Origin of the sequence: Peribacillus sp. FSL M8-0224 (assembly GCF_038003055.1) — a bacterium.
Classification (GTDB): domain Bacteria; phylum Bacillota; class Bacilli; order Bacillales; family DSM-1321; genus Peribacillus; species Peribacillus frigoritolerans.
This window is the reverse complement of the sequence record NZ_JBBOOJ010000001.1, coordinates 1,542,035-1,566,275: the sequence shown is the minus strand read 5'-3', so window position 1 is coordinate 1,566,275 and position 24,241 is coordinate 1,542,035. Positions and strand designations below refer to the sequence as shown.

25 protein-coding genes and 2 pseudogenes are annotated in these 24,241 nt (G+C 37.5%); 8 read left to right on the top strand and 19 right to left on the bottom strand.

The features are described 5' to 3' along the window. Nucleotides 1-8 precede the first annotated feature (8 nt). Both MKX49_RS07640 and MKX49_RS07635 read right to left on the bottom strand, forming a co-directional pair. On the bottom strand, nt 9-434 hold the full coding sequence (locus MKX49_RS07640) for a DMT family transporter (RefSeq protein WP_323598748.1): 426 nt from the start codon (nt 432-434) through the stop codon (nt 9-11). Nucleotides 435-744: 310 nt separating this feature from the next. Continuing rightward, complete coding sequence (locus MKX49_RS07635; protein ID WP_076368734.1) at nt 745-1,488, bottom strand: SDR family NAD(P)-dependent oxidoreductase; 744 nt, start codon at nt 1,486-1,488, stop codon at nt 745-747. Nucleotides 1,489-1,760: 272 nt separating this feature from the next. Between MKX49_RS07635 and MKX49_RS07630 the strand changes: the two genes are divergently transcribed. Continuing rightward, nucleotides 1,761-2,900 carry a LuxR C-terminal-related transcriptional regulator gene (locus MKX49_RS07630; RefSeq protein ID WP_340875897.1) on the top strand — a complete coding sequence of 380 codons (1,140 nt, stop codon included), beginning with the start codon at nt 1,761-1,763 and terminating at the stop codon, nt 2,898-2,900. A gap of 121 nt (nt 2,901-3,021) precedes the next feature. Here MKX49_RS07630 and MKX49_RS07625 read toward each other — a convergent pair whose 3' ends face one another. Beyond that, complete coding sequence (locus tag MKX49_RS07625; RefSeq protein ID WP_323598750.1) at nt 3,022-3,768, bottom strand: TerC family protein; 747 nt, start codon at nt 3,766-3,768, stop codon at nt 3,022-3,024. Between the two features lie 529 nt (nt 3,769-4,297). Between MKX49_RS07625 and MKX49_RS07620 the strand changes: the two genes are divergently transcribed. Next, entirely contained in the window at nt 4,298-4,477 is a 180-nt protein-coding gene (locus MKX49_RS07620) for an H-type small acid-soluble spore protein (protein WP_048679567.1), read from the top strand. A gap of 262 nt (nt 4,478-4,739) precedes the next feature. Here the strand turns inward: MKX49_RS07620 and MKX49_RS07615 are convergent, their stop codons facing one another. After that, nucleotides 4,740-5,510: a GH25 family lysozyme gene (locus MKX49_RS07615; RefSeq protein WP_340875894.1), complete on the bottom strand. Its 771-nt coding sequence runs from the start codon at nt 5,508-5,510 to the stop codon at nt 4,740-4,742. Between the two features lie 690 nt (nt 5,511-6,200). On the opposite strand from MKX49_RS07615, the gene abc-f reads away from it, so the two are divergent. The 3 genes and pseudogenes from abc-f to MKX49_RS28375 all read left to right on the top strand — a co-directional run. Beyond that, entirely contained in the window at nt 6,201-7,838 is a 1,638-nt protein-coding gene (abc-f, locus tag MKX49_RS07610; protein ID WP_340875893.1) for a ribosomal protection-like ABC-F family protein, read from the top strand. 568 nt (nt 7,839-8,406) lie between these two features. After that, nucleotides 8,407-9,243 carry a DUF2935 domain-containing protein gene (locus tag MKX49_RS07605; protein ID WP_323599244.1) on the top strand — a complete coding sequence of 279 codons (837 nt, stop codon included), beginning with the start codon at nt 8,407-8,409 and terminating at the stop codon, nt 9,241-9,243. 171 nt (nt 9,244-9,414) lie between these two features. Then, nucleotides 9,415-9,591 (top strand): annotated as a pseudogene (locus MKX49_RS28375) (IS5/IS1182 family transposase); the annotation flags it as partial. 662 nt (nt 9,592-10,253) lie between these two features. Here the strand turns inward: MKX49_RS28375 and MKX49_RS07595 are convergent. After that, nucleotides 10,254-10,451 carry a hypothetical protein gene (locus MKX49_RS07595; RefSeq protein ID WP_340875892.1) on the bottom strand — a complete coding sequence of 66 codons (198 nt, stop codon included), beginning with the start codon at nt 10,449-10,451 and terminating at the stop codon, nt 10,254-10,256. A gap of 679 nt (nt 10,452-11,130) precedes the next feature. Between MKX49_RS07595 and mscL the strand changes: the two genes are divergently transcribed. After that, nucleotides 11,131-11,529, top strand: a complete 399-nt coding sequence (gene mscL / locus MKX49_RS07590; RefSeq protein ID WP_072272777.1) for a large conductance mechanosensitive channel protein MscL — start codon at nt 11,131-11,133, stop codon at nt 11,527-11,529. A 288-nt stretch (nt 11,530-11,817) separates the two neighbouring features. Here mscL and MKX49_RS07585 read toward each other — a convergent pair whose 3' ends face one another. The 12 genes and pseudogenes from MKX49_RS07585 to MKX49_RS07530 form a co-directional block, all read right to left on the bottom strand. Next, the gene (locus tag MKX49_RS07585; RefSeq protein WP_340875891.1) at nt 11,818-12,768 is read right to left on the bottom strand and encodes a sugar phosphate isomerase/epimerase family protein; all 951 of its coding nucleotides are present in this window, start codon (nt 12,766-12,768) and stop codon (nt 11,818-11,820) included. Nucleotides 12,769-12,864: 96 nt separating this feature from the next. Further along, the gene (locus MKX49_RS07580) at nt 12,865-13,185 is read right to left on the bottom strand and encodes a DMT family transporter (RefSeq protein ID WP_057276213.1); all 321 of its coding nucleotides are present in this window, start codon (nt 13,183-13,185) and stop codon (nt 12,865-12,867) included. 38 nt (nt 13,186-13,223) lie between these two features. Then, entirely contained in the window at nt 13,224-13,553 is a 330-nt protein-coding gene (locus MKX49_RS07575) for a DMT family transporter (protein WP_048678100.1), read from the bottom strand. 29 nt (nt 13,554-13,582) lie between these two features. Then, a complete protein-coding gene (locus MKX49_RS07570) occupies nt 13,583-14,455 on the bottom strand; it encodes a Cof-type HAD-IIB family hydrolase (RefSeq protein WP_095394165.1) in 873 nt (290 codons plus the stop codon). A gap of 103 nt (nt 14,456-14,558) precedes the next feature. Then, complete coding sequence (locus MKX49_RS07565) at nt 14,559-15,341, bottom strand: DeoR/GlpR family DNA-binding transcription regulator (RefSeq protein ID WP_048678105.1); 783 nt, start codon at nt 15,339-15,341, stop codon at nt 14,559-14,561. 26 nt (nt 15,342-15,367) lie between these two features. Further along, nucleotides 15,368-16,381, bottom strand: a complete 1,014-nt coding sequence (locus MKX49_RS07560) for an ABC transporter ATP-binding protein (protein WP_048678108.1) — start codon at nt 16,379-16,381, stop codon at nt 15,368-15,370. Nucleotides 16,382-16,449: 68 nt separating this feature from the next. Next, entirely contained in the window at nt 16,450-17,253 is an 804-nt protein-coding gene (locus MKX49_RS07555; RefSeq protein WP_034313149.1) for an ABC transporter permease, read from the bottom strand. After that, on the bottom strand, nt 17,250-18,179 hold the full coding sequence (locus MKX49_RS07550; RefSeq protein ID WP_340875888.1) for an ABC transporter permease: 930 nt from the start codon (nt 18,177-18,179) through the stop codon (nt 17,250-17,252). The genes MKX49_RS07555 and MKX49_RS07550 overlap by 4 nt, the downstream gene beginning before the upstream one ends. Nucleotides 18,180-18,202: 23 nt before the next feature. Continuing rightward, nucleotides 18,203-19,036: an alkaline phosphatase family protein gene (locus MKX49_RS07545; protein WP_230134985.1), complete on the bottom strand. Its 834-nt coding sequence runs from the start codon at nt 19,034-19,036 to the stop codon at nt 18,203-18,205. Further along, complete coding sequence (locus tag MKX49_RS07540; RefSeq protein ID WP_340875886.1) at nt 19,026-20,138, bottom strand: ABC transporter substrate-binding protein; 1,113 nt, start codon at nt 20,136-20,138, stop codon at nt 19,026-19,028. Before MKX49_RS07540 ends, MKX49_RS07545 begins: the two co-directional genes overlap by 11 nt. Before the next feature lie 764 nt (nt 20,139-20,902). Further along, nucleotides 20,903-21,328 (bottom strand): annotated as a pseudogene (locus MKX49_RS07535) (hydantoinase/oxoprolinase family protein); the annotation flags it as partial. 25 nt (nt 21,329-21,353) lie between these two features. Next, entirely contained in the window at nt 21,354-21,560 is a 207-nt protein-coding gene (locus MKX49_RS07530) for a hypothetical protein (protein WP_048678486.1), read from the bottom strand. A gap of 305 nt (nt 21,561-21,865) precedes the next feature. Between MKX49_RS07530 and MKX49_RS07525 the strand changes: the two genes are divergently transcribed. Both MKX49_RS07525 and MKX49_RS07520 read left to right on the top strand, forming a co-directional pair. After that, nucleotides 21,866-22,372 (top strand): DinB family protein, encoded by a 507-nt coding sequence (locus tag MKX49_RS07525; protein WP_283906898.1) that lies wholly within the window; start codon nt 21,866-21,868, stop codon nt 22,370-22,372. A 43-nt stretch (nt 22,373-22,415) separates the two neighbouring features. Beyond that, nucleotides 22,416-22,586, top strand: coding sequence for a hypothetical protein (locus MKX49_RS07520; RefSeq protein WP_340875884.1), 171 nt, complete (start codon nt 22,416-22,418; stop codon nt 22,584-22,586). A 36-nt stretch (nt 22,587-22,622) separates the two neighbouring features. On the opposite strand, the gene MKX49_RS07515 is transcribed toward MKX49_RS07520, so the two are convergent. Continuing rightward, nucleotides 22,623-23,351: a GntR family transcriptional regulator gene (locus tag MKX49_RS07515; protein ID WP_048678490.1), complete on the bottom strand. Its 729-nt coding sequence runs from the start codon at nt 23,349-23,351 to the stop codon at nt 22,623-22,625. Between the two features lie 67 nt (nt 23,352-23,418). Continuing rightward, nucleotides 23,419-24,201, bottom strand: coding sequence for a fructoselysine 6-kinase (gene frlD / locus MKX49_RS07510; protein ID WP_340875883.1), 783 nt, complete (start codon nt 24,199-24,201; stop codon nt 23,419-23,421). Between the last annotated feature and the right edge of the window lie 40 nt (nt 24,202-24,241).

The window sequence follows — 24,241 nt, the reverse complement described above, 5'->3', positions numbered from 1 at the left end:
TCACCTTTTTACAATTTAAATATGACTACACCCGTTAACATCATAGCCATTCCGATAACTTGTTGAAACGACACCTTCGTCTTAATCATTCCGAAAAGTCCCCTTGAATCTATTATGAAGGCACATATAAGCTGTGCAATTAAAATGGTTGCTATTGCAAAAGACATGCCTAGCAGATTGATCGCCGTCATTTCCCCAAACACAATCACGATGCCTAGCACTCCTCCAAGCAGATATAAAATGGGAACCTCACGAAACCCCTCCGCTCTTCCATCACGGACACATAAATAAATGATGATGGAAAAAATAAATCCGACTAGATGGACAATCGCGGTAGTATGCCACGCACTTAGCTCCTCACTCATTCTTGAATTGAACACACCTTGCAACGATATGAACACGCCTGCAATAATGGAAAATATGATCCCTTTCACTCTGACTCCTCCTCTATGGATTTCTTCTATTATTAAAATACGGAAAAGGAGTATAGAGAAAGGACATATGTCCCATTTTCATTTTTAATTTTACGAAAAATTGATTTCAACTTAAAATTCACGAAAAAAACCGCTGATATCGTTTGAAATTTTATTAGTATTTACGGGAATTTTTCGTTATATGTAAAAAAGAGCCCTTCAGTATGATTTGGGTGTACGAACACCACTCATCTTACAGAAGAAGCTCTATTAATTGGCACCTCAAACCTAATTTGACTGATTGAGAGACCGAGCGAATAATCCTTAAAATTTATACTGCCGTATAACCGCCGTCGACAATTAGGCTAGTGCCAGTAACAAATGATGCATCGTCACTTGCGAGGAAGAGAACGGCTTTAGCCACTTCTTCCGCTCTGCCTAAACGGCCGATTGGATGTAAATCGATCAAACCTTGTCTTATTTCACCTTGTGCTTCGGCAATAAGTGGTGTATCTATATATCCAGGGCAAACTGCATTGACACGAATGCCATCTTTCGCATAAGTCGAACCTAACGTTTGTGTTAACAGTTTGACCCCGCCTTTCGCAGCAGAATAGGCTGTTACCCCCGGTTTCCCTGCATGGCTATGGATGGAGCCTGTATTGACAATGGCGCCGCCAGTAGATTGTTTTTGCATTTGCTCTATCGCATATTTATCGGATAGGAAGACACCGGATAAATTAATATCAATTGTTTTTTGCCATTGTTCATAACTTAACTCATGGATGTTTCCGTCTCTGGCAATTCCTGCGTTTGCGAACATGATATCCAGTTTTCCATATTTGTTAACTGTCTCTTCGATCATATTCTTTACGTCATTTTCATTCGTCACGTCAGTTTTAACAAAAAGAGTATCATACCCTTTTCCATTTAACTCTTCTGACACCGCTTGTCCATGATCAGCAAAATCGGCAATGACCACCTTTGCTCCTTCTTCTGCAAATAATTGAGCCGTACTTGCTCCAATCCCGCTTGCTCCCCCTGTTACGATTGCCACTTTGTTTTCAAGTCTCATCATATTACCAGATCTCCTTTTCTTATTTCCTACGGATTCCTTGAGCAACAGAAATCTCCATCCCTAGAGGTTCTCCCTGGACGACCATTCTTATACAAACAAAAAGCTGATGACAATGTTGAAATAAAATGGCCATCAAATAGCTTCATTCTGTGTTCATACATTTATTTTACTCCTTACAATTTGAATTACTATCCTATAAAGTGCTGTATAATAATAGGGTTAGTTTCCCCTTTTTATAGGGTATTTTGTTTTTAGGAGAAGGAATTCACATGGCTCATCCCTTTCATGCATATGAAGAAATAACATGGCAGCAATTCATATTATTCATTAAAAGTCATAACAAACGGATTGAAGAAAATATTAATATTCATTTGAATCTAGAGCCCTTCATATTAGAACCTGAACGTAAGATGATACAAACATTACTGGAATCATTTTTACTATTTTTATCCGCTCCAAATATCGACGACATAAAAGACACATACGAAGAGCATTTGGATACTTGGCTTCAATCACATTTACCCCTTTTAAAGGATAATCATTTCAGCATGTTCCGATTGATCTTTGAAAAGGCCATCGTTACCTCATTGGTAAACCTGAAACATGCCCAAACCCTTTCCATCCTTATGTTCTTATTATCCATTTTCTCTCATCTCATCCATAGCTATAACAAGTGGACAGGCGACGAACCGGAGCAACACCACAAAACCAAACAAGAGAATGCAGAACTTAAGGGACTGCAGCTACTGGACCAATTAGATGAACTTTTAATTATCTCAGCAGGATTTAAGGATTTTGCTTTTATCCTAAAAAAATGTGAAGAGTTCTTTAACTATAAAAGATGTGTATTTTATGCTTATATTCCTTGGTCCAATCAATTATACGGCACCATTGGATCCGAGCTGCCAAAAGTTCAAAGCATGAGGGGGCAACTCAGCTCCAAGCAATCCATGGTGTTCAATTCAAAAAAGCCGGTATTTTTAAAGAATCCCCATAATTACATTAAAGAGGAACATATACAGCTATTTAATCTTTCATCTGTCATCTTTGTACCGATTGTTCATGACCAGCAAGTGTTCGGCTGGCTGACCTTTGATCAATTAGGGGAGGAATTCGATTATTCAATGGATGAACTGACTTTACTTGAACAGGTAGGAAAACGGCTCGGTTTATATTTATCAAGAAAGGATGATGAGGTATCAATAGGTACCGACATACAATTGACGGAACGTGAATCCATGATTTTATATTTGCTGGCTGAGGGCTATAACAATAAAAAAATGGCCGAATTGCTGCAATTAAGCGAGCATACAGTTAGAGATTATGTAAGCAGTTTAATGACAAAGTTTAAAGCTAAGAACCGTACACAGGCAGTCGTTTATGGTTTTCGGTTAGGCCTACTGAAGTAAAATTGAATTACTGATTTTTATGACGATTTGTCAACATTACAGAATCTATAAAGAACCAAAAAAAGACCGAAAAATTTTTTCGGTCTTTTTGAAATTTTCATTTATTACAAAAGAATATACTTTATTCACCTTCACTTTTTTTCACTGTTTTTCCAGATAAAAACCATCCGCCTATAGCGATAAGAAGCATGACTGACCAAAAGATTATATTCCAAATCGGTCCTTCAACAAAATCGTGAGAGATAATGTGCACGGCTGGATGCGCAAGGGTATGCATTAATAACTTAACCCCTACCCAACCAACGATTAACATGGCTGCCGTTTCGAGGCTTGGTCGTTCCGTCAGTATCTTAACGAAGTATCCTGCCGCAAACCGGATGACGATTAAACCTGCAATGGCCCCTAATAAAATAACAATGAACTTTGCCCCATCCATACCTCCTATATCACCCATTGGCGTATCTGGCAAGGCAATCACAAGAGCGACAGCAGCTAAAATGGAATCAATAGCAAAAGCAATATCAGCTAATGCAATTTGCGCAACGGTCATACGGTAGCTTTTCCCTTTTTTTTCTTTGTCACCGTGGTCCCTTTTTAGTAAATGCTTTAATGAAATGAAAATCAAATATGCAGCCCCAATTGCTTGAACTTGCCAAACATGGAAAAGGTACGAAATGATGAAGATTGCACCAATCCTAAATATAAAAGCCAAAAGCAACCCAATATTAATCGCTTTTTTTTGCTGTTCTTTTGGTAAATGCTTTGACATTATGGCTAAAACCAATGCATTATCAGCAGATAATAAACCTTCTAAAAAAATTAGAATAATTAACACCCAGCCATATTCCAATAATAACGATAGTTCCATGATACCCCCCTAAAAAGCATGTATAAGAATGCGTATATGACTTCAAACCCAACAACACTTTCTCCTCCAATATTGTCCCATCTTCTCTTCTTCCTTATTCAATCCTTCCGTCCAATTAGCTTCATTAAAATAAGGTACCGAAGCCACTCCCTATTTAAAGTAAAGCATCCGTCAGCTCTATAATATTCTTTTATGCTTAGACTTCATTCCAATTAGGAAAAGTTAGGATTTACATCTTCGCACTCCGAAAAGCTCCAACTCAATTCCTATTCTGCCATTAAATGATATTTCTGTAAAATGTTTTGTGATGTTCCTGGCGTCTGCAATTGTACCGGGGAAATATTCGTAACAAAAACATATTCACTTTCCTTTGACTCAATATTTTAAGATTAAGAATTCCCATCTTTTCATACAAGCTTAATTAAAAAAGAGCTACGGCGGATGTTCCTTATATACAACCTTAATCAAATGAATAAAATCAAGGCTTTTCCTAAATAATAGGAAGACTAATTAACAGGGAGGGATTTATATGGATGCTAAGCGTATAAAGCAGATTCTTTCGTCTTCATCTGACATTGAGGTTAGATATAATGGGACTTCAGTTTGGATTGATAATTTAAATGAAGATGGAAGAACGGCTACAGTACATCTAAGAGGCCCATTAGAGGAAAGATCAGACGTAGCAATAGACGAACTTAAAGAAATATAATATCCATTAAAATAAGCTCCTCTTTAATAAGAAGAGCCAGTTTGTCTACAGTAAATTAAGGTTTTGTACAATTTGAATGTTGATCTACTCTCCAGGCATTCGCTTTCCGCGGGCGTTCAGGGAAGCCTCCTCGGCGCCTTTGCGCCTGTGGGGTCTCGCCTGGACTTGCTTTTCCCGAAGGAGTCTCGCACACCCTCTCTCTTCTACTTTGTTTTGACCTTTTGAAAGAACCCATACCCCTCGTATTAAAAAATTCCTTTACTCATTTCAGCCTTAATTTTTGACCGATATAAATTTTGTTTGGGTCTTTAATTCCGTTCAGACTGACAAGCGAGTTTACGGTTGTTTTATGTTTTTTTGCAATGAAGCTAAGTGTGTCGCCTTTTGTTACAGTATAAGTTGAGGTTGTTTCAGTTTTCAATGCACGGGGTTCGTCAGTCCTAAAAGTATTTATGGTATTTGTAAAATCCCTATAGGCTATATTCAAATCCACCTTTGTGCTGATCCCACTTACCTTACCTGAATCAGAATGCTGCCAAATGTCCGTGCTGCGTCCCAACGTCCTGTTGTATCTGGCAATCCAAAAAGCGAAATTCTTCAACCTTGATTCATCTAAAGTATTTTCGAGAAAGTATTTACCAGTATACAGCATAGCCGTGTATCCAGCTTTTTCAATGGCTTCTAAAAAAGCGATCGCGGCATCGGTCAGCGTTTTTTTATTTGCCTTTTTTTTATTTTCCTCAAGATCAAGAACAACAGGGTAATTTAAAGCAAAAGAGCTGATTGAATCTAAAAAATAAGCAGCCTCAGCTTTTGCTTCTGCAACAGTTGCAAACTTTGCATAATGATAGGCCCCGACTTTCAATCCCGCTGCCAATGCTAGTGGTGCATTTTCTTTGAAATAGGAGAGCTTAGAATAACTCGTTCCCTCTGTTGCTTTAATGAAAACGAACTTCACGCCTGCCTTTGCAACTTCCCCCCAATTTATAGCACCTTGCCAATGTGAAACATCGATTCCCTTGATATATTCCATATTAAAGTCCTCCTTAAGGAAACAACCCTATGGGGGTAAATGTTTTATCATTTTAACATATCCCTTATAAACACATCATAAAGTGAAAAATGCAGTCCTGTTGCCTACTGCCCACCTTATAATAAGATATTTGATTGTGTTAATACAATTATAAATCTTTAAATTTGGCTCTTTTCGTAAAGATTGTTGTTTTTAAAACGAAACTATTTAAGGTTGATTGGAGCGGAAGTGCGAGACTCCTGCGGGAGCAGCGGGACAGGTGAGACCCCACAGGCATTTACGCCGAGGAGGCTCACCGCCCGCCCCGCGGAAAGCGAGCATCTGGAAGGGAAATCAACCACACCTCACTACTTGGTAAATAGCAACAAAGTATGTTATAACAGCCTTAAATTTAGATTGAAAGCAAAGTAATATGCTGTTTCCTTTTGTTTTAAAATATTATTTTATGCTATACTGATTTTATTAATATCAGAAGGGATGATGGGTGGCCGATGATTAACTAATCTTATTTTTAAAATTTGAAATCGCATATTTCAAATCATACAAAATAGGATTAGTCTGCCCATTTTCTATAAATTTTAGAGCTATCGTGAAAATAGCTCTTATTTGATAATGCACAGGTATGACTAATCCTTCCATATGAACTGGGAGGATTTTTTTCATTCTCCCTTAAAGAGAGGGATGGATTATATGAAAGAACTTTTAAAATTAACCAATATTAGTTATGAAGTATTGGACCTGAACATTTTTGAAAAAGTTAATGCTACAGTTCAACAGGGCGAGATCATCGGTATCATTGGTAAAAATGGTGCCGGAAAATCTACGTTGTTACAATTAATCAACAATGATTTAGAGCCTGCACATGGACTAATCCAATGGCTGCAGCAAGACGTGAAAGTATTTATGGTTGAACAAGAAGTCGAGTCCCATTCTTCAGAAGATAAGACGCCTTCAGAAGTTAAATTACTTGATAAAATGCATGTACCAAGCCATGACTTCCCACTATTAAGCGGGGGAGAAAAACTGAAAGCCCGGTTAGCAAAAGGACTTTCCAAAGATGCTGACCTTTTACTATTAGATGAACCGACGAACCACCTTGATGAGGATAGTTTAGAATTCCTCAAAGGACAAATTAAAAATTATGGAGGTACCATCATTTTTGTTTCGCACGATCGTTATTTTTTGGATGCTGTAGCAACGAAAATTTGGTCGATTGAAGATAAAAAGCTAATTGAGCACAGAGGGAATTATTCTAGTTATATGGAGGTGCGCAAACAGAAAAGACTTACACAACAACGTGAATATGAAAAACAGCAAAAAATGGTTGAACGGATTGAGGGACAAATGAAAGAAATCACTACTTGGTCAAAAAAAGCCCATTCCCAATCGACCAAAAAGGAAGGGATTAAGGAATATTATCGCGTAAAAGCAAAGCGCATGGATGCACAGGTAAAGTCTAAACAAAAGCGTCTTGAAAAAGAGCTTGAAAAAGCAAAAACTGAACCTGTTGAACCGGAATACACTGTACGCTTTTCAATTAATGCAAAAAACAAGATGGGAAAACGTTTTTTGGAAGTTAAGAGTTTAACTAAGTCTTTTAACGGTCGCACACTATTTAAAAACGTCAATTTCACGATTCAGCATGGTGAGAAGTTTTCCATTATAGGTTCCAACGGCAGCGGAAAGACGACATTATTAAAAATAATTCTTGGCCATGAAACTTATGCGGGCGATGTATGGATTTCACCATCTGCGAAAATAGGCTATTTGACGCAGGAAGTGTTTGATTTACCACTTGAACTAACACCGGCCCAGCTATTTCATAAAGAAACTTTCGAGTCTAGAGGGCACGTTCAAACTTTAATGAAGCATTTAGGCTTCACGGTATCTCATTGGACAGAACCTATTAAGAATATGAGTATGGGTGAGCGAGTAAAATGTAAGTTAATGGAATATATATTAGAGGAAAAAGATGTGCTCATTTTGGATGAACCGACAAATCACCTGGACTTAGCTTCACGGGAACAACTTGAGGATACCTTAGCACAGTACACCGGCACGCTACTCGTCGTTTCGCATGATCGATATTTTCTCGAAAAAACGACAAGCAGCAAACTCGTCATTTCAAATAATCGCATACACAAGCAATTGTATGAATCACCTTTAAAAAGAGATGATCTGGAAGAACTTCGATTAACGCTTGAAACAGAAAGACAAGAAGTTTTAGGAAAGCTTAGCTTTATGACTCCAAACGATAAAGCGTACAAAGAACTCGACCAAAAGTTTAATGAGCTTACGAAAAAAATAAACGAACTTGGTGACAAATGACTATCAACTGTAACTTATTGAAACTGATAAATTAAATGTAGAAACCCTTAGAATGATTTAAGTCTAAGGGTTTTTTAGATAGGCTCTTTTCGTAAAGATTGTTGTTTTTAAAAGAAACTATTTAAGGTTGATTGGAGCGGAAGTGCGAGACTCCTGCGGGAGCAGCGGGACAGGTGAGACCCCACAGGCGTTTACGCCGAGGAGGCTCACCGCCCGCCCCGCGGAAAGCGAGCATCTGGAGGGGAAATCAACCACAACTCACTACCTGGTAAATAGCAACAAAGTATGTGAAAACAGCCTTTAGATAAGACTCAAATCGTCCAGGATTTTTGTCCCCCCTCTTTTTCCTTCCTCTCTAAAATGCATGAAATAGCTTATACCGGTTTGCTTTTCTTCAAGAACATGGATGAATCACGGTATTTTTCCTATAAGAGAAAACAAAAAAACTCATTGGTTTGAGATGTTAAAAGGATATCGGTAATGATAGGATTTGCAATTTGAACAGAATAATAATGCCCCCTCGTTAATATGCTTTTAATGATGGATTTGTTAAAAGGGGGCATTAGTTATGAATGAGAACACACAGGAAACCAATATGAGGAATAACTCGGGAATGTTTGTTGCACGCTCTTTAGATGAGATTCGTTTTTGGTCAAGAATAATGAAGGAACACTCGTTATTTCTAAGACTAGGTTTCAGATGTGAAGATACACAGTTAATTGAGGAAGCTAATCAGTTTTATCATTTGTTTGAACGGATAGAACAGCAATCCCATTCATTAACAAATCAAGCTGATCCCGAACAGATCAGGAGATTTAACTCGGAGGTGCAGCAAGCTGCTACAGGCATATTTTTATTTAAAAGAAAAGTATTGGGATTAATACTCACGTGTAAATTGCCTGGTGCGAACAATTTCCCGCTATTAGTCGACCATACAAGCAGGGAAGCCAATTATTTTAGGAAACGATTAAAAGAATTAAATGAGGGTAAATTGAAACCTCTTGCAGATGCGATCATCAAGGAAAATGTTTTCTTTTTAAGAATAATGGCGGATCATGCAAAATTCATCGGACATCTCCTTGATCCATCGGAAAGAAAGCTAGTGGATATGGCGCGAAACTTCAGTAATGATTTTGATCAATTAGTCTTTCAAGCTGTAGACTTAGAGTCCATGAAACCGCAATCTCAAACCGCCCCTCTTTTGGATCAATTTCTAGATCAGAACCGTGTTTCCGTCGTATCACTTCGGGACTTTAAGAAAACCGCCAGGGATTTAATCGAAGAATGCAAAATCAAGAGCATTATCCATCCACTGTTAGCTGATCACGTTTTCCGTGAGGCCGAACGCTTCCTTGAAATCATCGATATGTTTGAATCCCACCTTACAGGTGAAACATACAATTAATTAGAGGTTTTTATATTATTGCTATTATGGATTAATATATTCAAATAAAAATTGGCCCTTCTGGATATCGAGTTTGTCTACAGTTTTTTTTGTTTTAAAATAGATTTATTAAAACTTGTAGTGATGAGGATTCTATCGAAACATCATTCTATTTAACGAGATCAACTTGAAATGATTACTTTAGACCAACTGGTGCCGGCGAACTATTTGGTGCGTAAAATTGAGGCTTCCATTGACGTCACTTTCATTTATGACTTGGTGAAAGATATGTATTCAAAGGTAGGACGCCCAAGTATTGATCCAGTTATTTTAGTTAAACTGACATTCATTCAATATTCCTTTTGTATTGGGAACGATTGAACACCTTAATACACATGACAGTCATATTTTGGAGCCACTTATTGAGCAAGTGTTTGAGAAAGTTGGAAAACCAGAGCAGTTGCCGCAGATGCAGCTTATCAAACACCAACGATTACAAGCTACCTATTTAACAAAGAAATCACACCTGCTTTACCCTATACACGTCCTCGAACAAAAGAAGGATCCTATCGCAAACATGACTATGTTTACGATGAACACATTGATTTTTACCTTTGCCACTTCGGCGAAACTTTAAAGTACTCAAACAACAAATAATGAGGGCTATCACGAGTACAAATCGTCAAAACAAATTTGTGCAACATGCTCATATATATATCACGGTGTACAGAAAGCAAAGACCACCAAAAAGAAGTGACACGGAATATCTGGCAAGCAAGGTATACGTTGGACAACTTTAAAGGGACTTAAAAATTGTCGATGCAAGCGATGCTTTAAAGAAGATGGCCACGAGGACATGGCAAGGTCCTAAAATGGCATAACATAGTGACTCCAAGAGCCTAAATCTATTAACCTTTGGTCAAAATGTCAAAGGGAATTTTAAAAGGGGTTCGAAATTTTTTAATTCCGAACCCCCTTTGTCTACAAACTGGCCCTTCTCGATATAGAGAAGGGCTTTGATATGTAAAAAGTTAAGATTGGGAGTTCACCAATGTTTCAAGTTTCTCTTTATCAGAAACAGAAATCCATGGTAAATCCTGATTGACTTCATTAATACCAGGTTGGATAACGCGGCTGTTTAAGAGGTCACAAATACACTCATTTATTAATTGGATATCCTGGTCTGATATTTTCCGGTTATATGTAGCGGCTCCTGTTTGTGTGGTCATCCCCCTATCAAGCCTCTTTGATTTAATGAACTCCTGATCACTTCTCTGATAGCCTCTAGACTAGTCAACGGAAATACATCAAGGTGCTTAACAATCATTCTAAAAATATCCTCTCTAGATAAATCCTGTTCAAAATGTTGTCTCAAATAATCCACCCCCATTAGTCAAAACATTCTCCAAATGAAACGTAAAATCCTCCTATTCAGAAAAACCATTTAACAAATCCCAAAACAAAAAACCCTCTCAATTAAGAGAAGGGCTTTTAACAATGGAGGAGTACCACTTAGGGGGTAGTACAATATTATAATTATCGCCAAACGAATACATTTATATTCACCACTTCCTCAATTTGGTGAAAACGGCCTTACGTGACATTGAAAATTGACGCCTTAGTCGTTCCCACTCTGCCTTTGCATTACTTTTTTCTTTGTTCCATGACCATTCTTAACTCCTTCTATAATAAGATCCTATTATAACGGCCCTTTAATGTTTTTTGAATGGAAAATAGCGTTCATTTTCCATTGATCGGAGTGCCGCCATTGCATCATATTAAGGGGTTTAATTGATTAAACGGATGGATGGTCCTATCTTTGGTATTAAGGATGCCTCTTACACTATTTAATTTTCACCATGTTTCTGATATGCTTTTATCAATTGAAAAAAGAAAGGTGTAGTTACAATGTTAAAGGAATTCAGAGAATTTATTACCAAAGGAAACGTTCTCGATCTTGCGATAGCTGTAGTAATGGGTGCTGCTTTTGGAAAGATCGTTTCATCACTAGTAAATAATATTATCACACCGCTAATAGGAATTTTATTAGGTGGGGTCAATTTTGCTTCGTTATCTATCACAGTTGGAAAAGCAGATGTTCAATACGGTCAATTTGTCCAAGCTGTGATTGATTTCTTGATCATTTCATTCGCGATTTTCATGTTTATGAAGGTAGCGAATTCTCTTATTAGAAAAAAACAAGCGAACGAGGAAGAGGTATTGGAAGCGGTACCTGCATCCGAGCAATATTTAAAGGAAATCCGTGATCTTTTACAAAAAAATGCACGGCAGGATGAAACATCATAAGTATATAAAGAATCAGTGAAAAAGTGCAGAAGTAGTCAAAAATCAGAATAAGAAAAAGCCCCTCTCTTAATTGAGAGGGGCTTTTTAATATCATAATGAACTACGTATACGTTACTATAACAAGACAAGCGACACTTATTAAATAACCGTGTATCGGAATTCTTAAAGCAAAGTGACAGTAATGTTGGCAATCAAAAGAGGCTCTCTATCAACCCAATAGCAAGTACTGCTGTAATAATTTTTATTATATGAACAGAATTATCCCCTCCCCCTGCTTCTACATATTATTTATCGGCAATATTTATCGCGTAAAGCAAGGGTATACTTAACCGATTGTACTGTACCTTTTTCTTGATCTTCAATCATTTGTTCTAAAAGTTCTTTTGGAGGATAATAGTAATCCAATGGTTTAATGACACTTAAATCATATGGAGGTTGTTCGACTTTGAAAGCTCCTTCTCCAACCGCAAAGACTCCGCCAGCACCATGCTCTCTCTTAAAATTGATGGCATATGGAAAACACATTTCAACGTTGATTCTAGTTAGGGTAGATTTCTCAACCAGTATTTTAAAACATTCTTCTGTATCAATATTGCCTGTCCCTACTGGTACACCACATACCCTATAATCCTCGCCATCATGAATGATAATATGATCTTTAAAATGGGTTGTGAATGCATATGGTGCTAATTTTCTTACAGCTTCAACCGGATCCTCCCATGCCATCATTCCGTTGCCCACATCACAATGAGCGCTAACCCAAGGGCTGTTGACTTCATTTATAATTTGAATAACCTCATCTGTTAACTCTTCCTCATGATTTTCCACAGCTAGTTTTATCCTGTATTTCTCCAATAGTGGTATAATTTTTTTTATATCTCCTGGTGCTTTTTTCAATCTTTCCGGATCATACTCTCCTAAGCATGCATACGTACGAATCACATCCGCTCCGATTCTATGTGCTGCCTTAATGACTTCTGTTAGATGTTCCGGATCACTTCCATTTGTGTCTATTTCAGCGAAAAATCCATACTTTTGAATTTCTTTTCTTACTCTGTCTAAATATTCCGGTTCAAATGATTCTAATGTACCCCATCCTGACAACCCTGGCCATGGAACAATATTGATCATGACTCCGTCTAATCCCAATTCAGCTGTTTTTCTGATAAAACCGAAAATATCCATTCGCCCTGTAATAAATTGCAAGTGATAGCTTTCTGTTTCTAATCCAATTTTCATTTTTTCCCCACCTTCAATTAAGTATTTAATTTTTTTGTTGATTTTCTTTTTTCTTGTTTACGATTTTATCTAGCTGTTTCAAAAAGTATTTTTCGATTAATGTCCAGAAGTCATTTTAATACCTATAGCCCCTGCAATGATACACATAATGAAGAGGTTTAATCTTAAACTTCTAGGTTCATTAAAGAAAATCATTCCTGCTAAAACACTTCCAACTGAGCCGATACTGGTCCATATTGCATAGGCAGTCCCGACTGGAAGAGAAGTTAATGACAAGGATAGAAAATAAAAGCTTAAACTACCCAAAAAAAGACACGCTACAGAGGGGAGCAATTTTTTAAAGCCGTCTGCACGTTTCAGGCTAATAACACTACCAATCTCGGCAAATCCGGCAATAATAAGAAAAAACCAAGCCATTGAATCATCCCCTAACCTTGTATATCAGTTCATTTCCTTTATTGTTTAGGCTCTGCTGGATTAACTTTTATTCCAATCATCCCCAATATCATTAAAGCCATAAAAAATACTTTCAGTGGATTAATGGTCTCACCCAAAAAAAGCATCCCAATTACTACAGTTCCAACCGTTCCCAATCCAGTGAAAATGGCGTAACCAGTTCCTAAGGGTATTGAATGTAAAGCTTTTGAAAGTAAAAAGAAACTAAAGATTATAATAACTACCGTAAATATACTAGGTATAATTTTGGTGAATCCGTGTGAATATTTAAGACCAATCACCCAGACAATTTCCAAAAGTCCTGCCATTATGATATATATCCATGCCATTTTATCGCTCTCTCCTTTGGCATTGACACTTATTTTTGAACCACGAAGTTCTCCATATATCGATAAATCGCATAAGCTACCCCATTTTCATCATTATTAAGGGTTGTCGTTGTACAAACAGTTTTTATGACATCTTTTGCATTTCCCATCGCTACGCTGTATCCAACTTTCTGGAACATGGATAAATCATTGTTGCTGTCCCCGATTGCCATTGCCTTATCTAATGAGCCATTCATCAAGAAAGCCAATTTTTCAAGGGCTATTCCTTTTGAAGCTCTTTTACTGGTAATTTCAATGTTATGATCAGCAGATGAAACGACCATCAACTCATCAAACTTTTTGAATTGGTTCCAGGCTTCCTCTAATTTATTTTCATCAAAAGAACATGCTAAAATGTTATAGAATTCTTCCTCCTGTTTTAAGATATCATGATAGTTTTCAACTAAAACATATCCAAACTGGTCAAATTGCCTTTCCGCTATTTCAACTAATTCTTTCATATCTGGATTCAAATCTGCGCTTTTCAAACTTTTAATCTCGTTATGGAAATGTTCTCTTCCTTTTTTAAGAGTATAGATGGCTTTATCAGTGAACACTTCGTAATAATAATTCCGTTCATCTAACCATTGGAGAATGGATTCAACACGATCTTTAGTTATCGTAATAGAAGAAATGCACTTTGCGCTTTTTGAATGAATGGTTGCTCCATTTGTCCCGATTACAAATGGGGATATCCCGGCTTTTTCACATATTGTTTGAACGTCAAAATAAGCCCGTCCTGTTGAAATAACTACTTCAAAGCCTCTATTTTGGGCATATTGAATCGCCTTTATATTTTCTTCACTAATTTCATTCTGGTCGTTTAATAATGTTCCGTCTAAGTCTATCGCAATGAAACTCATGCTATATAGCTCCTTTTCATTCTATCTATTAAATTTTCTTTCTAGCTTTTTTTTTGCTGCTATCAAAAAAAGAGAGTACTCCCTCTTCCATCTCTTTTATGGGCTATGCTTGAATCCAATTGACTTCCTCTAATTTTGAATCATTTCTCCATTCCTCTGGAAATGGCTGCTCGCAGACAATCACATCTACTTTTTCTAGAGGACAAACTTTACAAAAGGTGTCGACACCGATTTTAGAGTAATCCGTTAACAATATGACGTGCTTTGATACCTCGACCATTTTGCGTGAAACTAATGTTTCACGTAAATGATAATTACTAACACCACTTTGAATGGAAACACCGCCAGCTGAAATGAACGCTTTATCGATATTAAATTGATTTAACATTTGTTCAGTGAGACCCCCGCATATGGATTGATGCTTTGGATCAATTTGTCCTCCCAGTAATAGAATTTGTCCTGTAAACTTATTTTGATTGAGCAATTCGGTCAACACAGACGACACAGGAAGAGAATTGGTTAAAATCGTAATGTCTTTTTTATTTTCAATACACTGGGCAAATTCAAGCATGGTTGTACCTACATCAATGGCAATCACATCTCCATTGGAAATGAGTTCCACCGCTTTTTTCCCAACCTTGATTTTCGCTTCTTGATTCACCGTTGTACGCTGTGTAAATGGAGGCTCCTCAAATTCAAAGACTGTTTTAATCGCTCCACCGTAAACCCTCTTTAACAGTCCTTTTTCCTCTAATATCATCAAATCGCGTCGAATCGTTTCCTCTGAAACATTAAATTGATCAACTAATTCTATTACTTTTACTTTTCCCATTTTGTTAAGTTCTTTTAAAATTTCATTCTTTCTTTCTTCAGGCAAAACAGACATATTTCTCCCCCTAGATCATCAATACTTTATAACATAATGCATTCTTTCTTCGGTACAAGAATTTGAACGCGTGCTCCTTGCTCAAACATTTCCCCACGGTGGTGAAGATAGTCTACATGAAAAGCGCACTCCTCTGTTTCTACTTCATATCTTAAAACATTACCTGCCATGGTAACATCTTTAATAAATCCTTTAATCCCCCAATTCCCTTGTAAGTCCAAGCTGTCTTCACCAACAGAAACTAATTGTAAAACTTCTGGACGAATGGCAACTTCATTCCCTTTTAATTCTTTGGTACGAACAAGTTTTCGGAAAACTTCCATATTACAGACATTATAATTCCCGATAAATTTGGCAACAAATGTATTGACTGGAGAAGTATAAATTTCTGAAGGAGAACCGGATTGAACAACTTGTCCTTTATTCATGACAAAAATTCGATCAGACATCGTCATTGCTTCTTCCTGATCATGTGTAACAAAAATAGTTGTGATATCTAATTCTTTCTGTATTCTCTTTAATTCTTTTTGCAAACTTTTTCTAATTTTAGCATCTAATGCGCTTAACGGCTCATCCAGAAGCAGTACTTTTGGCTCCATGACAAGCGCACGGGCAAGAGCAACCCTCTGCTGTTGTCCACCAGATAATTGATGAGGATAAGACTCTTCTTTTCCTATTAAATCAACCATATCAATCATATTTTTCACTTTTGACTTAAGATTTTTCACCTTTTTCATTTTAAGGCCGTAAGCGATATTATCAAAAACATTCATATTCGGGAAAAGCGCATAAGACTGAAACACCATACCGACTTCACGCTGACGCGGTGATAAATCAGTAATATCTTTTCCATCAATTAAGATTCTTCCTACATCAACGTCTTCAAGTCCCGCAATGGAACGTAATAATGTACTTTTTCCACACCCGCTTTGCCCAAGAAGTGTAGCAAATTCACCTTTTTTTAATGTTAAAGAAATATTATTTAAAACTAATTGATTGTCATATCCCTTAGTCACTTGTTCGATGGTTACATAGCTCATTAGTTTTCACCTTCTAAAGTAGTATTTTATGACGGTATTTTTCTTAAAAAAATGAAGGAATTCGCTTCTTATTTTGACCCGACAGGATTTCTTTTGTTTCTAAACGTAAGCTTTAATACAGTCCCCGTTAAAAGTAAAATCATTGAATAATAGGTAATAACAATTGCACTTGTTAAGTGACCACTGCTGTTTAGTTTGTCGGATAGATAAATTTGAAGGGTTTCGAATCGGCCCCCGACAAGCAAATTGGCAAAAGCAAACTCACTAAATAAAAGAGAGACAGATAATAAGGTAGACACTAAAATTCCAGATATAATATTTGGAAACACCACCGTACGAAAGGCTTGGAATTTTGTGGCACCGAGTAATTCAGCTGCATCAACAAGTTGTACAGCATTAAGCGTACGAAGGCTGTTACGAATTCCTTGATACATAAATGGTAGAATGGTTATGAAATAAGCACCAATTAAAATCCAAGGTGTTCCGGCAATTTGAATCGGTCCAGCAGAATATAGCTTGATTAATCCTACGGCTCCAACAATCGGAGGAACTCCATAAGGAAGCATGGCTGCGGCTTGGAGCAATCCTTCCCATTTACTGAAATATACCGTGATAATAAAAATTGTCGGAAGCATAATAACAACACTAAGACCTACAGACATGACAATTAAAAACAGTGTTCGTCGGAAAGCATCATAAAACCGTTCATCTTGAAACAATTCAATATACCATTTCAGCGTATAACTCTCAGGTAAAATCGTATGATCCCATTTACCAGCAATCGAGAATAAAAGTGTTCCTACAAGGGGAATTAATAAATATATAACTAGTAATCCAACAAACAATTTATGAAATGTCAATGAAGACTTCATCGTAAATCCCTCCTAACTCTACGCATCATTCGTTCATTGAACCACATCGCCCCTATCATGGTCGTTGCTAGAAGGACTCCCAATGCACTACCTAGCTGCGGCTTTAATGCAACATCACTAGCAACTAGAGAAGCAATTTGCAATGACAATATGTTATAGTTGCTGCCCACCAATGCATAGGCTGTTGCGTAGGCTCCCATCGCATTAGCAAACAAAATACTGAATGTACCTACAATACTAGGTAAAAGAACTGGAACCCCTATCCGAAGCCAAAATGAAAATGTTGACCCTCCTAATAATGAAGATGCTTCTTTCCATTGTTGCCTAATTCCTTGATAAGACGGGTAAATGAGCATAACGGCAAGTGGAATTTGAAAATAAATATAAACAAGAATGAGGCCTGTCCAGGAATATAAATTAAAATCTGCAAACAGGTCCCAACCAATCTTGGCAAATAGCAACGTAAACAACCCATTGTTTCCAAGTAAGATAATATATGAAAATGAAAGGGGAATCCCTTCAAAGTTCGAAGTCATATTGGTAACCATCAGTAGTCGGTTTTGTATTTTTTGAGAGAACTTTGTAAACGAATAGGCTGCAATGACTGCTACAATCACAGAAGTTATAGCAGAAAACAAGGAAATGACCAGGCTATTTTTAATGGCTTGTAAGTAAAATTCACTTTTGAATATGGTTAAGTATTGATCAATCGTAACTTGAATTCCATCATCTGCATAAAAACTATTTTTAATCATTGCCACTAATGGTCCTATCTCAAATCCAATCACAAACATAATAAATGGCAGTAAAAGAGCTAATAAGTAAATTTTTTGTTTTTTTATTTTTCGCAAGACTTCTCGCTCCTCTATGTTCTCTAACAATTTGGGAATTGGTCTAACTACATTCGTTAAACCAATTCCAGTCAATCTTGAATCATCATTTAATGTTTTTACAGGGTGACTTTTCCTTTCAGACCTGGAAATTGATATGAAATCATTTTATCGGACGGCTCAATATTTAATAGTTCACAAACGAGCGGTGCAAAAGCTAATTGCGGAACCACTTCACCATAAATGCCAGGCTCAACTTTTGGACTAATGATAAAGAGCGGTACATCACGTTCACCATCAGTTATGCCGCCATGGTTGCCATATTCACTCATGCCATGATCCGATGTAATTAATATGTGGTAACCTTCTTTGATCCAAATTGGCAATAGTTGTGCCAACAAGCTTCCCATTTTTAGGATTTGCTCACGATATTCTTTTGATTCCGAGCCAAAAATTTCTCCTTTTACATCTACACCGAGCGGATGAATATATAAAAAGTGAGGGTCATACTTTCTGCGTAAAGCTTCTGCATCCATTAACACATGGCTATCTGGATAGTCATCGTCCCAATAAAATTTTCCGTATTGAATTGGATTGGATTCATCTTCTTGCTCACGGTCTTCAATAAAATGGAATGGCGCACGATTATAAAGTTCACTTACCCAGTAATAGGACACTGTTCCGTTTCTTAACCCGTTTTCTTTCGTAAGATGAAAGAGACTTTTCTCAGTAGATAAACGAACGGCTTGATTGGACGTAATCCCATTCATTGAAGCCGGCGTACCTGTTAACAACACTTCATATAATGGACGGGAAAGACTTGGAAGCTCCGACTTAACTTTGTAAAGTGACGCTTGATTCGTTTCGACTAAATGCTGAATAAATCCCAGCGCTTCGCATGCTTTATCGTATCTCATACCATCAACAACAATTGCTATTACTTTATTTGACATGGACTAACACCTCTTCTTGCCAAATCTGAGGTAAATTTTTAGCCGTTTCTTCCCAAGCTTTGTAATCTTCAATTGGTTTTGCATTTTTGTACTGTTCTTCTGGAACCATTTTTTCAGCTACTTCTTTCGGAAGTTCTACATCGCGAATTGGACGGGCAAACCCTTTAGCTAAATTAATTTGTCCTTCATCGCTTAAGATATATTCTCTAGTTGCCATCGCCGCATGCGGATGCTTTGCAAATTTGTTAATAATGGTTGCGTAGCCGCTTACGACTGAACCTTCACTTGGAATGGTCACTTCAAATTGATCGCGGTTAATTTGGTCAGCGTAACCAAGAGCATTGAAATCCCAAACAAGTGCAACTTCCACTTCCCCTTTTTCGATGTTAGCCGGCTTGGCATCAGTCAAGCTAAGGCGGCCTTGCTTGGCAAGCTTAGCAAAATAGTCAATTCCTGGTTGGAGATTTGTTTCATCACCACCGTTAGCGATAGCGGCAGCAAGTACGGCCATTTGATTCTGTGTACCACGCTGAACATCTCCAACTGTTACTTTATAATCCCCTTTTAATATGTCATCCCAAGATTTAGGCGGGTTATCTACTAATTCTTTATTAGTAAAGAATGCAATCGTTCCTTGGTAGCCAACAACCCAATCTCCATTGTCATCTTTTGCCCACTCAGGTACCTCGTCCCAATAGGAAGTTTTATATGGCATCGTTAATTCTTTTTGTTCCGCGATTGGCCCAAAGGACATCCCTACATCGCCGATATCGGCTGTTGCATTCTCTCCTTCAGATTCCATTTTGGCAATCTCTTCGGCACTGGACAAATCTGTATCATTGTGTTCCAATGTATATTTTTTCATCACTTCATTCCAAGTTTCGCCCCAGTTAGCCCATGAATCAGGCATACCGACACTATTAATGGTCCCCTCTTCTTTTGCCTTTGTTTCAATTTCTTTCAAGGTTAACGAACTTGGATCCTTAACCACTGGAGCAGCCTCCTCATTAGTAGCTCCACAAGCAGCTAATCCCAGTACACTCACCCCTAACATCAAAGCTTGAATAGACTTGTAACAATTCTTCTTGAATGTGCGATTCATAAAAAGTGCCTCCATTTAGTGTGGGATCTTTAATGTTTATTACTGTTTATTACGGTTTAATCATAATCAGTAAACATTAATTCCACATAAACCAAATGTTAAGATTTTGTAAATCAGCTCTAATTTCTCCTACTCATCAGCTTTTATCTTCATAAGCATTAACAACAATCCGCAAACAAGACCAAGTAAAAGCAAGTCTATAAAAGAGAATGTGAAAAACTTTTATTTAAAACATATCACCCTTTTCCCCTTCTTTTTAGCTCGCCGTTAACAAAAATCCATATTAGCTAAATAAATTTTCATGAAAAAAAACTCTCTTGATACAAGAGAGTTTTACATAGAACTTATTAAACAGATAGAATTATCAATGTGGCTATATAATAATTGTTCTGGGCGGAGTTTTTATGCCTCATCCATTCCCCAATTATAGCGCACACTACTAAACTGACAATAACAATATAAAAGTCTTTAATCTTCAAAGCCATGTCGAGACTATGAATTATAACAGCCACAACAATTACAACCATCACCGTTTATTTCATATGATCTGGAATTCTTCTTTCAAAAGCCCAATTACTGTTCCGAGCACTATACCTAGTGCATTAGCTGAAGAAGCCCTTTTTTACCTTTTCTTGTAGAAATCCCATTAAACTTTCGTACAATAATTCGTCAATTCCACTATCCTTAGCGCTTTTCTTTTTCCACTTATTTAACTAAGGGAAGCTTCCTCCGCACAATGAAAAGCTCCTTCCCCCCTGCCTCGACTACACCAGTTCATTCAATGAAGACTGGGCTAAATCACCAGCGGCTTTCACACGAATACGGGTTGCATTCCCAGGCATATATGCTAAAGGTACATCTTCTATGTCGACAATAACAAGCGTTTGAGGATCGGCTCCAGCACTGATCGCTTCTGACATCGCTATTTCCTTGGCCTGTTCCAATGCCGCTTCCCTTCCTATTTCCGCTAGTGCATATACTTTTTCAATCTGCCCGCTAACCTGGGAGATAGCCGACCCAATGGCATTTGCTACACATGAATGTAATGGGCGTATGACTTCAGATGCACCTTTTAATTCCTCAGGTAAGAGGATGCTTCCGCCCCCCACGAGAATGACAGGCACTGGTGCAGCACTTGTTTTCATCTTATCGATAGCTTCTTCGACCAGATTGACCATATTTAAATAGACCGATCAAATCCCCTAAAGGATGCACTTACATTGTTTCATAGTTTTTTATTTCAAATTCATTTAAAGGCCGATTAATCGACTTACTCAATTTTTTAGTAAGCTCTTGGTAATCCTTAGTATCATTTGGATCTATACCTTCTCTGACGTTTAGTATCTCGTATCGGTCATACTGTTCTGGAATAAGTTTTCCGTCTACATGGATATAAAGCCTATATTTGATCCTCAGATTCATATTACCATCTCCTTTACTATCAGTTCGATATAGGGAGCTATTTTCCTGCAAGAAAAAATGCCTATATGTGATGCTCCACTATTATTCATTTTATGACCTGAATGTTCTTATTATCTCAAAACCTCTTATTTTATATGTATTACATTTAAGGAGCACATATACCCGTAGAATCATAAGGAGGAATTGTTATATAAATTATAGAACAGCATATTAATGAATATACTGCATTGAATAAACCTGAATACTTTGTTCTTACTGCATAAATAGTCCAATCCGAAAAAACTAGTGTATATGGAGGTTTTTTAATGAATCACCCCGAGCCAGTATTAGAAATGTATAACTATCACGCATGGGCAAATGGAGTCATCATCGATCGGTTAAATGAACTTCCAGAACACGTTTACCATAAGGAAATTCAGAGTGGTTTTTCGTCGGTATCAAAAGTGTTGTCTCACATTTATCTCACAGATTACGCGTGGTTTGATATTATCTCTGGTATAAGTATGGATGAAGCAATGGCATCTTCTAGTGAATTAAAAGAAGAGGTCGAAAAGAAAAGTATTGAGGAAATGAAAAAAACATTTATGGACTTGTACGAAAGAAACAAAGCACTTCTGAGTACAGTGGATATGGAAAAGGTAATGGTTGTGGATAACCCATATGCTGGGTCGCTTGAAACTACCATTTCCGAATCGGTATTACACGTTGTCACTCACGGATCATATCATCGTGGCAATATAGCTACCATGTTACGGCAAATGGGGCACACTTCCGTTATGCAAGATTTTGGCCTTTACCTTTATACAAAATAGAACACCAAACTATATACCATTTCCTGAATAGGGGGATGTATCGATGGATGAACTAGTTGGCTCTTGTGTTCGCTGTGCACATGATGTGTATTGTACGGCTGGTTTTCTGAACGGTATTCTTTTAGATAACAAGAATATCTTATGTTTTAATTGTAAGGATATTTTAAATGCGATGATCAAAGAAGAAAGTTTGGATGAGGAAAATCAAAACTAGATGTTTAAATAGGTCATGCCAAATTAATGGCATGACCTATTTTGCCCGATGAACAGTCAGATTGACCTTGTTGGTTTCACACATGAACGTTGAGAGGTGCACAGGCTGGTCGTTTGCATCGAAAGCAATCTTCACTATTCTAAATAAATTTGCGCCAATATCGCATTCTAAATATTTAGCATGGATTTTTGTAGCACCAATCACGTCTATAATTTTATCGTTACTGACTATTTCGGTATGGTAATCTTCCAATAGGATCTTATAAGTTGATTCATCCCTTGCAATCTTCTTTTCCAAATCCGGAAAACGAAGTAACGAATAATGAGCGGTATCGTAGAAAAGCGGACGCTCATCTACATACATGAGTCGCTCTAGTTCGAGAACGGGGCTTCCTTCTTCAATGAGGAGATGACCTGCAACATCTTTTGGTGCGGCTATGACCTCACTTCTTAAAATCCGGGAATTCGGTATCTTCCCAAGCTGATGACTAAACTCTGAGAATCCACTTATGGATAACAACTCATTATGAAACTTATTAGATGCAACAAAGGTACCCCTGCGCGGAATACGTGTCAATGTTCCTTCCTTCACCAATTCCTCGATTGCTTTTCGAATGGTGATCCGGCTAACGTTATAAGTTTCACAAAGCTCTGCTTCGGTTGGGATTTGTTCATCTGGTTTGTATTTACCGTTCTGAATATCATTCTTCAACATTTGCCTTATTTGCATATATAGTGGCTGGGGGGTTGAAGGATTTAAATTCATATTAGATTCATCCTTATCCGTCAAAATTTATTATTTACTACCTATTATACATGATTTACAGTCCCAGTCACCACGCACCGAAATAGCTAATGGTTTTCGCAGCAGACTCTGTGCCCAATTCTAAGCAATTTTCGATAGATTGGCCTTTCAATAATCCATAAATAAAACCGGAAATGAAGGAATCCCCCGCACCCATTGTATCCACCACATTCGCTTCAACGACACCGCATTGATAAAATTGAATGCCGTCATAGGCAAGTGAACCATTTTCACCTAAAGTGGCGACCGCAATTTTAGATCCTTGATTTTTTACATCCTTTAAAAATTGGCGGATAAAAGCATCATCCTTCGTATAAGAGAAAAAAGGATAATCAACAAACTGCGGTAAAGTCTTCACTAGATCGTGATCTAGCTGATCTGAGAAATCAAAAGACGTGAGCATTCCATTTTCTTTAAATAAGGAATAGTACTTATCCGCATGTCCCCAAATCCCTGAATGTATGAGCTGGTATGTTTGAATGTAATGGAGTTCTTCCGTCGTTAAGCGGAAATGTTTCATGACACCTTCATCGTATTCTCCAAACCTGCGGTCATTTCCTACCATTTCAACAAAAGTAACAGCTGTTTTTCCTTCTTTCCGCGAAAGATGAGAAATATCAACACCTTTTTCCTGTATCGCCTTCACCATTTTTTCACTGTATTGATCGGATCCCACCCAGCCGATATAAGCAGAGTCAGCACCTAACCCTCTTAAATAGACAGCCACATTTAAAGGATTACCCCCAGGATAGACCTCCCCGCTCTTTTGATAAACATCCATACAGTTATCTCCGACTGTAACCGTTCTCATCATTTTCCCCCGCTTTCTTGAAACTTAAGAGCACTACTAA

What these genes read in the sequence shown, in the direction of transcription:
- MKX49_RS07635 (WP_076368734.1), bottom strand. Translation starts at nt 1,488, where the DNA reads ATGAGACTTGAAAACAAAGTGGCAATCGTAACAGGGGGAGCAAGCGGG.
- MKX49_RS07630 (WP_340875897.1), top strand. Translation starts at nt 1,761, where the DNA reads ATGGCTCATCCCTTTCATGCATATGAAGAAATAACATGGCAGCAATTC.
- MKX49_RS07625 (WP_323598750.1), bottom strand. Translation starts at nt 3,768, where the DNA reads ATGGAACTATCGTTATTATTGGAATATGGCTGGGTGTTAATTATTCTA.
- MKX49_RS07620 (WP_048679567.1), top strand. Translation starts at nt 4,298, where the DNA reads ATGGATGCTAAGCGTATAAAGCAGATTCTTTCGTCTTCATCTGACATT.
- MKX49_RS07615 (WP_340875894.1), bottom strand. Translation starts at nt 5,510, where the DNA reads ATGGAATATATCAAGGGAATCGATGTTTCACATTGGCAAGGTGCTATA.
- abc-f (WP_340875893.1), top strand. Translation starts at nt 6,201, where the DNA reads ATGAAAGAACTTTTAAAATTAACCAATATTAGTTATGAAGTATTGGAC.
- MKX49_RS07605 (WP_323599244.1), top strand. Translation starts at nt 8,407, where the DNA reads ATGAATGAGAACACACAGGAAACCAATATGAGGAATAACTCGGGAATG.
- MKX49_RS07595 (WP_340875892.1), bottom strand. Translation starts at nt 10,451, where the DNA reads ATGACCACACAAACAGGAGCCGCTACATATAACCGGAAAATATCAGAC.
- mscL (WP_072272777.1), top strand. Translation starts at nt 11,131, where the DNA reads ATGTTAAAGGAATTCAGAGAATTTATTACCAAAGGAAACGTTCTCGAT.
- MKX49_RS07585 (WP_340875891.1), bottom strand. Translation starts at nt 12,768, where the DNA reads ATGAAAATTGGATTAGAAACAGAAAGCTATCACTTGCAATTTATTACA.
- MKX49_RS07580 (WP_057276213.1), bottom strand. Translation starts at nt 13,185, where the DNA reads ATGGCTTGGTTTTTTCTTATTATTGCCGGATTTGCCGAGATTGGTAGT.
- MKX49_RS07575 (WP_048678100.1), bottom strand. Translation starts at nt 13,553, where the DNA reads ATGGCATGGATATATATCATAATGGCAGGACTTTTGGAAATTGTCTGG.
- MKX49_RS07570 (WP_095394165.1), bottom strand. Translation starts at nt 14,455, where the DNA reads ATGAGTTTCATTGCGATAGACTTAGACGGAACATTATTAAACGACCAG.
- MKX49_RS07565 (WP_048678105.1), bottom strand. Translation starts at nt 15,341, where the DNA reads ATGTCTGTTTTGCCTGAAGAAAGAAAGAATGAAATTTTAAAAGAACTT.
- MKX49_RS07560 (WP_048678108.1), bottom strand. Translation starts at nt 16,381, where the DNA reads ATGAGCTATGTAACCATCGAACAAGTGACTAAGGGATATGACAATCAA.
- MKX49_RS07555 (WP_034313149.1), bottom strand. Translation starts at nt 17,253, where the DNA reads ATGAAGTCTTCATTGACATTTCATAAATTGTTTGTTGGATTACTAGTT.
- MKX49_RS07545 (WP_230134985.1), bottom strand. Translation starts at nt 19,036, where the DNA reads ATGTCAAATAAAGTAATAGCAATTGTTGTTGATGGTATGAGATACGAT.
- MKX49_RS07540 (WP_340875886.1), bottom strand. Translation starts at nt 20,138, where the DNA reads ATGAATCGCACATTCAAGAAGAATTGTTACAAGTCTATTCAAGCTTTG.
- MKX49_RS07530 (WP_048678486.1), bottom strand. Translation starts at nt 21,560, where the DNA reads ATGAATCTGAGGATCAAATATAGGCTTTATATCCATGTAGACGGAAAA.
- MKX49_RS07525 (WP_283906898.1), top strand. Translation starts at nt 21,866, where the DNA reads ATGAATCACCCCGAGCCAGTATTAGAAATGTATAACTATCACGCATGG.
- MKX49_RS07520 (WP_340875884.1), top strand. Translation starts at nt 22,416, where the DNA reads ATGGATGAACTAGTTGGCTCTTGTGTTCGCTGTGCACATGATGTGTAT.
- MKX49_RS07515 (WP_048678490.1), bottom strand. Translation starts at nt 23,351, where the DNA reads ATGAATTTAAATCCTTCAACCCCCCAGCCACTATATATGCAAATAAGG.
- frlD (WP_340875883.1), bottom strand. Translation starts at nt 24,201, where the DNA reads ATGAGAACGGTTACAGTCGGAGATAACTGTATGGATGTTTATCAAAAG.